General features: G+C 67.8%; 8 protein-coding genes. 3 read left to right on the top strand and 5 right to left on the bottom strand.

The window, feature by feature from the left end:
- Both A5652_RS22465 and A5652_RS22460 read right to left on the bottom strand, forming a co-directional pair.
- Nucleotides 1-506 (bottom strand): aminotransferase class III-fold pyridoxal phosphate-dependent enzyme (locus A5652_RS22465; RefSeq protein ID WP_156745487.1); only part of this gene is annotated, 506 nt, incomplete at its 3' end.
- 80 nt (nucleotides 507-586) lie between these two features.
- Nucleotides 587-931 (bottom strand): hypothetical protein, encoded by a 345-nt coding sequence (locus A5652_RS22460; protein WP_067356981.1) that lies wholly within the window; start codon nucleotides 929-931, stop codon nucleotides 587-589.
- Nucleotides 932-1,004: 73 nt separating this feature from the next.
- Between A5652_RS22460 and A5652_RS22455 the strand changes: the two genes are divergently transcribed.
- Genes A5652_RS22455 through A5652_RS22445 form a run of 3 tightly spaced genes read left to right on the top strand, consistent with a single transcriptional unit; the run spans nucleotide 1,005 to nucleotide 3,506 of the window.
- Nucleotides 1,005-1,400 (top strand): nitroreductase family deazaflavin-dependent oxidoreductase, encoded by a 396-nt coding sequence (locus A5652_RS22455; protein ID WP_067356978.1) that lies wholly within the window; start codon nucleotides 1,005-1,007, stop codon nucleotides 1,398-1,400.
- 4 nt (nucleotides 1,401-1,404) lie between these two features.
- On the top strand, nucleotides 1,405-2,583 hold the full coding sequence (locus A5652_RS22450; RefSeq protein ID WP_067356975.1) for an enolase C-terminal domain-like protein: 1,179 nt from the start codon (nucleotides 1,405-1,407) through the stop codon (nucleotides 2,581-2,583).
- 5 nt (nucleotides 2,584-2,588) lie between these two features.
- Nucleotides 2,589-3,506 carry a ketopantoate reductase family protein gene (locus A5652_RS22445; protein ID WP_067356971.1) on the top strand — a complete coding sequence of 306 codons (918 nt, stop codon included), beginning with the start codon at nucleotides 2,589-2,591 and terminating at the stop codon, nucleotides 3,504-3,506.
- A gap of 79 nt (nucleotides 3,507-3,585) precedes the next feature.
- Here A5652_RS22445 and A5652_RS22440 read toward each other — a convergent pair whose 3' ends face one another.
- Genes A5652_RS22440 through A5652_RS22430 form a run of 3 tightly spaced genes read right to left on the bottom strand, consistent with a single transcriptional unit; the run spans nucleotide 3,586 to nucleotide 7,568 of the window.
- Nucleotides 3,586-5,016, bottom strand: a complete 1,431-nt coding sequence (locus A5652_RS22440; RefSeq protein ID WP_255361860.1) for an amino acid permease — start codon at nucleotides 5,014-5,016, stop codon at nucleotides 3,586-3,588.
- 42 nt (nucleotides 5,017-5,058) lie between these two features.
- The gene (locus tag A5652_RS22435; protein WP_067356985.1) at nucleotides 5,059-6,417 is read right to left on the bottom strand and encodes an MFS transporter; all 1,359 of its coding nucleotides are present in this window, start codon (nucleotides 6,415-6,417) and stop codon (nucleotides 5,059-5,061) included.
- A gap of 5 nt (nucleotides 6,418-6,422) precedes the next feature.
- The gene (locus tag A5652_RS22430) at nucleotides 6,423-7,568 is read right to left on the bottom strand and encodes an LLM class flavin-dependent oxidoreductase (protein ID WP_067356967.1); all 1,146 of its coding nucleotides are present in this window, start codon (nucleotides 7,566-7,568) and stop codon (nucleotides 6,423-6,425) included.
- Nucleotides 7,569-7,791: the final 223 nt, after the last annotated feature.

The following is a 7,791-nucleotide window of genomic DNA, read 5'->3' as shown; positions in this document are numbered from 1 at the left end:
TCGGCGAGCAGCGCGTCGACGTGGCCGTGGTAGCAGCCGGAGAACTTGATGACCTTGGCCCGGCCGGTGAAGCCGCGGGCCAGCCGGACCGCGCTCATGGTGGCCTCGGTGCCGGAGTTGACCAGCCGGATCCGCTCGACCGGAGCGACCCGTCCGATGATCTCGGCGGCGAGCTCGCTCTCGGCCGGCGTGGGCGCTCCGAACGACAGGCCGGAAGCCGCGGCCTTGGCGACGGCCTCGACGACGGCAGGGTGCGCGTGACCCAGGATCATCGGCCCCCAGGAGCAGACCAGGTCCACGTAGCGGTTGCCGTCGGCGTCGGTCAGCAAGCACCCGCGCGCCTGGGTGATGAACGGCGGCGTCCCACCCACCGCGCTGAACGCGCGGACCGGAGAGTTCACGCCACCGGGAATGACGGCGCAGGCGTCCTCGAACAACCGGGCCGACGTTGCCGTGGCCCGAGGGACCCCGGTGGCGTGCGCCGTCGCCTGATCACTGCTTGCCATGACGACTAGTGTCCCAGCCCTCGCGGGCCATTCCACTACAGGGTGTAGCAGGACGTGCTATTGGTGAGGCGGCGCACGGGCTAATCGGCGTCCTGCTGGTGGGCTTCCTGGGCCGCGATGAAGTGGCGGCGCGCGGCCTCGCGTTCTTTTTCCGCCGCCCGCCGGTGCGCGGCGACATCGCCGAGGCCCTCCGCGACCGCGCGGTCCTCGACTTCGGCGGCGCGCTCGTGTGCGACACCGGCTGCGTAGTGGCGCTGCACACCACGTCGATGTGCCGCCTGGTCGCGCTCGTGAGAATGTTCGGCGTGTTCGGCGGCGCGCTTCACGTCGTCCGCGGTGATGGCCTGGCCCGCGGACAGTTCGCGCCCCCGGCGCAGCAGTTCCTCGGCGCGCCGGGCGGCCTCGTTACCCGCTGCCTCTCCCATGAGACGACAGTAGACCGATTGTTGCGCCGAGGCGGGGTTGTCCTCTTCGGCCGCCTGCGAGTTGGATAGCGGTATGCAACTCCCAGAAAGGCTCGCCCGGTTCAACCGTCACGTCACCAACCCGATTCAGCGGATGTGGGCCGGTTGGCTCCCGCCGTTCGGGATCGTCGAGCATGTCGGACGCCGCTCCGGGAAGCCGTACCGAACACCGGTGAACGTGTTCAACACTGAGGTCAACGGCAAACCCGGGGTGGCCATCGTCTTGACCTATGGCCCCGACCGGGATTGGCTGAAGAATCTGAAGGCGGCGGGCGGTGGCCGGCTGCGCAGCAGGGGCAAGACCTTCGACATCGCGGATCCGCGCGTGGTCACCAGGGACGAGGCGGCGGCGTACGTAACCCGCGGGGTGCGACGGGTTTTCGCTAGGTTGCCCTTCGAGCAAGCGGTATTGCTCACGCGGACTTCCTGACGGCATGCGGATCACGGCGATCGCCGAGCGGGCGGTCGCCCTCGCCGGCGGACCACGTGGCGGGCCCGCCAGCGCGGTGGTCGACTTCTCCCGCCACACGGTCTCGCTGGTTGCGGTGGTCACCGACGTGATCCGGCACGGGCGGCCCGTGGTGGGCGTGGCCTTCGATTCGATCGGCCGGTTTGCCCAAAGTGGAATCCTGCGCGACCGGATGATCCCGCGGCTGCTCGCGACGTCTCCCGACGCGCTGCTGGACGCGTCCGGATGCCTCGATCCCGCCGTGGTATCGGCGTGCGCGCTCACCGATGAGAAACCCGGCGGTCATGGCGACCGGGCGGCGGCCGCGGCCGCGCTGGAACTGGCCTGCTGGGACCTGAACGCGAAACTGCGCGACGAGCCGGCCTGCGCGACCATCGCCCGCCACGCCGGACGGGACCCCGCGCCCTCGGTGCCGGTGTACGCCGCCGGTGGCTACTACTACGCCGACGGCGGGATCGATCGGCTGCGCGCGGAGATGCGGGGATACCTCGACGCCGGCTATGACGCGGTCAAGATGAAGATCGGCGGCGCCGCGATGGGCGAGGACCTCACGCGGATCGAAGCCGTCGTCGACATCGTCGGCGACGCGGGACGGGTGGCCGTCGACGCGAACGGCCGATTCGACCGGGCCGGGGCCACCAGCTGGGCGAGCGCGCTAGCGCCCTACGGCCTGCGCTGGTACGAAGAGCCGGGCGATCCCCTCGATTACGCGCTGAACCGGGCGGTGACGGAATGCTATGACGGTGCGGTGGCCACCGGGGAAAACCTGTTCTCGGTGCCGGACGTGACCAATCTGCTGCGCTACGGCGGAATGCGGCCCAACCATGATGTCTTTCAGATGGATCCGGGCCTCAGCTATGGGCTGACCGAATACATCCGGATGCTCGACGTCGTGGCGTCGCATGGCTTTGATCGCCGTTTCGCGTTCCCACACGGTGGTCACCTGATCAATTTGCACGTCGCGGCCGGGCTTGGCCTGGGCGGATGTGAGGCGTACCCCGGCGTGTTCGCGCCGTTCGGCGGCTACTCCGACGCGTGCGCGTTGTCGGCGGGCCGGATCTCGCCGACCGACGCCGCGGGCTTCGGGCTGGAGCAGAAGGCGGGCCTGGCCGAACTTATCGCCGAGATGACCGACGGGAGATAGCGCGGATGAAGATCGCCGTAATCGGTTGCGGTGCGATGGGTTCCATCTACGCCGCAAGACTGGCCGCCGCAGGCAACGATGTGCTGGCCGTGGACCGCTATCAAACCGGCATCGATCAGATCGCCCGACACGGGCTGCGGGTCACCGGCCCGGGTTACGACCAGGTGGTGCCGCTGCGGGCGAGCACCACGGCGCCGGACGAGGCGATGGACCTGATCGTGCTCGCCGTGAAGGCGGCCGACGTGACAACCGGTGCGCGACAAGCCCTTTCGATGCTGGGTCCGGCCACGCCGGTGCTGACCATCCAGAACGGCCTGGGATCGGCGGAGACGGTGGCGGGCATCGTCGGCGAGGAGCGGGTCGCGGTCGGAATCGCCAGCGGATTCGGTGCGGCGACCGTGGCCCCCGGGCATGTCCGGCACAACGCCATGAAGGCGATGCGGTTCGGTGCCTACGCGTCGCTGCCGTTGACGACGGTCGAATCGATCGCGCGGGCGTGGACGGCCGCCGGATTCGATGCGGCCGCGGTCACCGACATCGCCGCCATGCAGTGGGAGAAGCTCATCTGCAACGCCGCTTACAGCGCACCGTGCGCGCTGACCGGCATGACCGTCGGGCAGGTGATGGACGATCCGGAGATGGCGCCGGTCAGCCAGGCGGCCGCGACGGAGGCGTGGACCGTCGCGCGGGCGTCGGGCATCGCCGTCGCCGTCGCCGATGCGGTCGAACACGTCCGCGCCTTCGGTGCGCAGATGCTCGATGCCAAACCCTCTGCGCTGCTGGACCACGAGGCGCACCGGGTCAGCGAGATCGACGTCATCAACGGCGCCGTCCCGCGCCAGGGCGCCCGGGTGGGCGTCGCGGCGCCGGTGAACGAAACCCTGACCGCGCTGGTCAAGTCGATCGAGCGGCGATGGAGCTGACTCGATGTGCGTCACAGCGCCACGTTGGCACCGGAAGGTCATCCCACATGTTCGAATTCGGAATTCGCTAGCGCATCCGCTAGGGCTTCTGGGACGGACTCAGTCCCCCGACACGCCCGCGGGTCCGCGCGACGAAGTAGAGGCCGATCACCACCGCCCAGGACAGCAGGCTGAGCCAGAGCTGGCTGCGCGCCGTGTGGTCGAACGCCATTTGCACCAGCACGGCGGTGATTCCGATCAGTGTGAGGACGGACAGCACCGGGTAGAACCACATCTTCACCGTCAGCTTTTCCGCGGGCGTCCGGCGGCGCAGGATGATCTGCGAGCACGCGATCAGCCAATAGACGAACAGGATGATGGCGCCCGACGAGTTCAGGAGGAAGAGGAAGACCGTGTTGGGCGCGACGCGCGCCATGATGACGCATCCGAACCCAACCGCCGACGAACACAGGATCGCGAAGTGGGGGACGCCGCGCCCGTTGAGCTTGACCAACCGCATCGGGGCCTCGCCCCGCTCGGCGAGCACGAACAACATGCGCGAGGCCGTGTAGAGACCGGAGTTCAGGCAGGACAGCACCGCGGTCAGCACGACGGCGTTCATCACCTGGTCCGCACCGGGAAGCCCCATGTGTTTGAGCGCGGCCACGTACGGCGACGCACCGAGTTCCACGGAATCCCAGGGCAACAGCGCCACGAGCAGGAAGACCGAACCGACGAAGAAGATTCCGATGCGTGCCACGACCGATCGGGTGGCTTTTTGCACCGCGAGCTCGGGGTCGCGACTTTCCGCCGCGGCGACTGTGACGATCTCGGCGCCCACCATGGAAAAGATCACCACCACGATGGCGGCGAACACCGCACCCACGCCGTGGGGAAAGAACCCGCCGTGCGCGTGCAGATTGGCCAGGCCTCCGCGGTGTCCCGGCACCAACCCGAGGATGTACGCCGTGCCCACGATCAGAAAGATCACGATGGTCGCGACTTTGATTCCGGCGAACCAGAATTCGAATTCGCCGAAGGACGACACCGAGAACAGGTTGGTCGCGGTCATCAACACCATCAGGCACAGCGATAGTAACCAGAGCGGCGCATGGAACCAGTAGTTGAGCACCTTCCCGCCGGCGACCGCCTCGAAGCCCACCACGATCACCCAGAAATACCAATACAGCCACGCGACGGAGAATCCCGCCCAGCCGCCCAGCGCCTTGGCCGCGTAGTCGGCGAACGATCCGGTCGACGGGTTCGCGGCCGCCATCTCACCCAGCATCCGCATCACCAGGACGATGAGCAGACCGCAAAGCGCATAGGTGAGGAACGCCGCCGGGCCGGTGTCTTTTATCACCACACCGGACCCGACGAACAGTCCGGCGCCGATCACGCCGCCTAGGGCGATCATGTTGAGCTGGCGCTGCGACAGCCCTTGGCGCAGTTGCGGATTAACACCGCCATCCGGCGCGGCGGGATCTTCTCCCGCAGAACCGGAACTCGCCTGGCGTTGCGTGCGCCGCATGCCCGGACGCTATCCGCCTTCGCGACCCGCAGCAACAACGACTTACAGGTAGAGGTCTCGATCGCGAATCAGCGCCGTGGCGATCACACTGATCACCGCCGTCGCAGCCAGATACCCACACGCCAGCCACGGCGCACCGCCGAGCGCCGCGATCAGCGCGGTCAGGATCATCGGCGTGACCCCGGAGGCGTAGATACCCGAGACCTGGTAGACGAACGACAATCCGGTGTAGCGCGTGTTCGTGGGGTACAGCGCCGAGTACAGCGTGCCCTGCGCGCCGTAGAACAGCGCATGCACCGCGCCGAACACGACGATCATCGCCAGCGCGAACCACACCAGATTCTTCGTGCCGAACAGGGCGAACGCCGGAAAGGCCGCCAGGCCGTAGCAGGCGATGCCGGCCAGGTATACCCGCCGCGCACCGAAGCGCTCGGTCAAGCGTCCCGATACCGGCAGCAGCACCGCCATCACCAGGGCGGCAATCGTCACCACCACCAGGACCGACACCCGATTCAATCCCATCGCGCCGGTGGCGTAACTGATGGCGAAAACACCCCACGTGTTGAACGCCGAGCCCTCGGCCCACCGCGACAGCAGGCCCAGCACGGTATTTCGCCGGGAACGCGGCTCGCGGACGATGTCGCGGATCGGCACGGTGGATGCGGCCTGCAGGTCCTGCAATTCGCGGAACGCCGGTGTCTCGTCGACCCGCAACCGGACCACGATGCCGATCACGACCAGCAGCAGGCTCAGCAGGAATCCGATACGCCAGCCGTAGGAGAGGAACCGCGCCGGCCCCAAAACGATCTGCAGGAAGGCGAATATGCCGGTGCCCAAGGCCAATCCGAGCGCCAAACCGATCTGTGGAATCGCCCCGAAGCGGCCGCGCCGGTCGCCGGGGCTGTGTTCGACGGCCAGCAGCACCGCCCCGCCCCACTCGCCGCCGAGCGCGAAACCCTGCAGCACGCGCAAGATCAGCAGCAGCACCGGCGCCCACGCCCCGATCTGCGCCGCCGTCGGCAACGCGCCGATAAGTGCCGTCGCGCCGCCCATGATGAGCATGGTCAACGCGAGGCTGCGCTTGCGACCGATCCGGTCGCCGATGTGGCCGAACACCAGGCCGCCGATGGGCCGCATGACGAACCCGACGGCGAAGGTCGCGAACGCCAATAGTGTTCCCATCAAAGAACTCTCGTTGGGAAAGAACAGCTTGTTGAACACCAGGCCTGCCGCGGTGGCGTACAGGAAGAAGTCGTACCATTCGACCGTCGTGCCCAGCAGGCTCGCCGCGACGACGATGCGTAGCCGCCGGCGCTGCTGGGCGGATGCTTCGTCGGCCGCGTCGGTCACTCCGGTGGCGATCCCGGCGTCGGGCGCGGACGCCGGCAAGGTTGCCGCCATGGCCGTCAGTGCGCCGAGGCGACCGCGAACGGCGTCGCCGCTGCCGGGTGCGACTGGCGATTGGGGTGCCGCCACAACCCCATCCGTTCGAGCAGCGGCAGGACGCCCTCGCCAAACCAATATGCCTCTTCCAGATGCGGATAGCCCGACAGGATGAAGTGGCTGATGCCCAATTTCGCGTATTCGGCCAGCCGCTCGGCGACTTCGGCATGTGACCCGACCAGGGCGGTGCCCGCTCCCCCGCGGACCAGGCCCACCCCGGCCCACAGGTTGGGCGCGACCAGTAATTTGCTGCTGTCGCCGCCGTGCAGGTCCAGCATGCGGCGCTGGCCTTCGGATTCGCTGCGCGCCAGGCTGGCCTGTACCCGTTCGACGTCGGCCGGGTCGATCGCGGCCAGCAACCGGTCGGCCTCGGCCCACGCCTCGGCGGCCGTATCGCGGCTGATGACGTGAATCCGCAAGCCGTACTGCAGGATCCGGCCGGCGTCGACCGCCAGCCCGCGAATCCAGTCGAGCTTCTTGGCGACCGCAGGCAGCGGCTCACCCCAGGTGAGATACACGTCGGAGTGCTTGGCCGCCACCGGTCCGGCGGATGCCGAGGATCCGCCGAAGAACACCGCCGGTATCGGGTCGGGCGGGTTGTTCAGCTGTGCGTCCTGCACCTGAATGTGTTCTCCGGCAAAGGTTACCGGCTCCTCGGAGGTCCACAGCTTGCGCACCACATGCAAGAACTCTGCTGTGCGGGCGTAGCGGGCCTCCTTGTCCAGGAAATCCCCGTAGGCCCGTTGCTCGTGCGGTTCGCCGCCCGTGACGACGTTCAGCAGCAGCCGTCCCTCGGAGTGCCGCTGGAAGGTGCCGGCCATCTGCGCGGCCAGGGTCGGACTCAACATCCCGGGACGGAACGCGACCAGGTACTTCAGGGTCTCGGTCGATTCGACCAGCATCGCCGTCGTCAGCCACGCATCCTCACACCAGAGTCCAGTGGGCGTGAGGACGGCTTCGAAACCGTTGTCCTCGGCGGCCGTGCAGATCTGGTGCAGATACCTCAGGGTGGCCGGCCGGTCACCGGACATCGCCGTGCCGTGCCCGCCCGCGACCAGATTCCGCGAATCGCCGTAGGTCGGCAGAAACCAATGAAACGCGAGACTCAATTCACAATCCTCTTCACTCCGCTTTCGGCGCTGTGCACTAAAGGCCTCATCGTGCTCAAATCGGCCTCGGCGAGCGAGGGTTGAAACCTGCGAGATTGCATCCCCGCCCAGGCGCCGGCACAGCCGAAGGCCACGCGCGTCGGACCGGGCAATATGGCACCGGCCGGACGGGCGGTGTGACCGCGTCTCCCGCTGTCCGAGAAGGCAATACGATCGCAATGAT

The sequence above is a fragment of the Mycobacterium sp. 1165178.9 genome (genome assembly GCF_001673555.1).
Taxonomy (GTDB): domain Bacteria; phylum Actinomycetota; class Actinomycetes; order Mycobacteriales; family Mycobacteriaceae; genus Mycobacterium.
The sequence above is the reverse complement of the archived record's forward strand: the minus strand, read 5'-3'. Positions and strand labels throughout refer to the sequence as shown.

Excerpts from the sequence above, each read along its gene's own strand:
- A5652_RS22460 (WP_067356981.1), bottom strand. The coding sequence starts at position 931 with ATGGGAGAGGCAGCGGGTAACGAGGCCGCCCGGCGCGCCGAGGAACTG.
- A5652_RS22455 (WP_067356978.1), top strand. The coding sequence starts at position 1,005 with ATGCAACTCCCAGAAAGGCTCGCCCGGTTCAACCGTCACGTCACCAAC.
- A5652_RS22450 (WP_067356975.1), top strand. The coding sequence starts at position 1,405 with ATGCGGATCACGGCGATCGCCGAGCGGGCGGTCGCCCTCGCCGGCGGA.
- A5652_RS22445 (WP_067356971.1), top strand. The coding sequence starts at position 2,589 with ATGAAGATCGCCGTAATCGGTTGCGGTGCGATGGGTTCCATCTACGCC.
- A5652_RS22440 (WP_255361860.1), bottom strand. The coding sequence starts at position 5,016 with ATGCGGCGCACGCAACGCCAGGCGAGTTCCGGTTCTGCGGGAGAAGAT.
- A5652_RS22435 (WP_067356985.1), bottom strand. The coding sequence starts at position 6,417 with ATGGCGGCAACCTTGCCGGCGTCCGCGCCCGACGCCGGGATCGCCACC.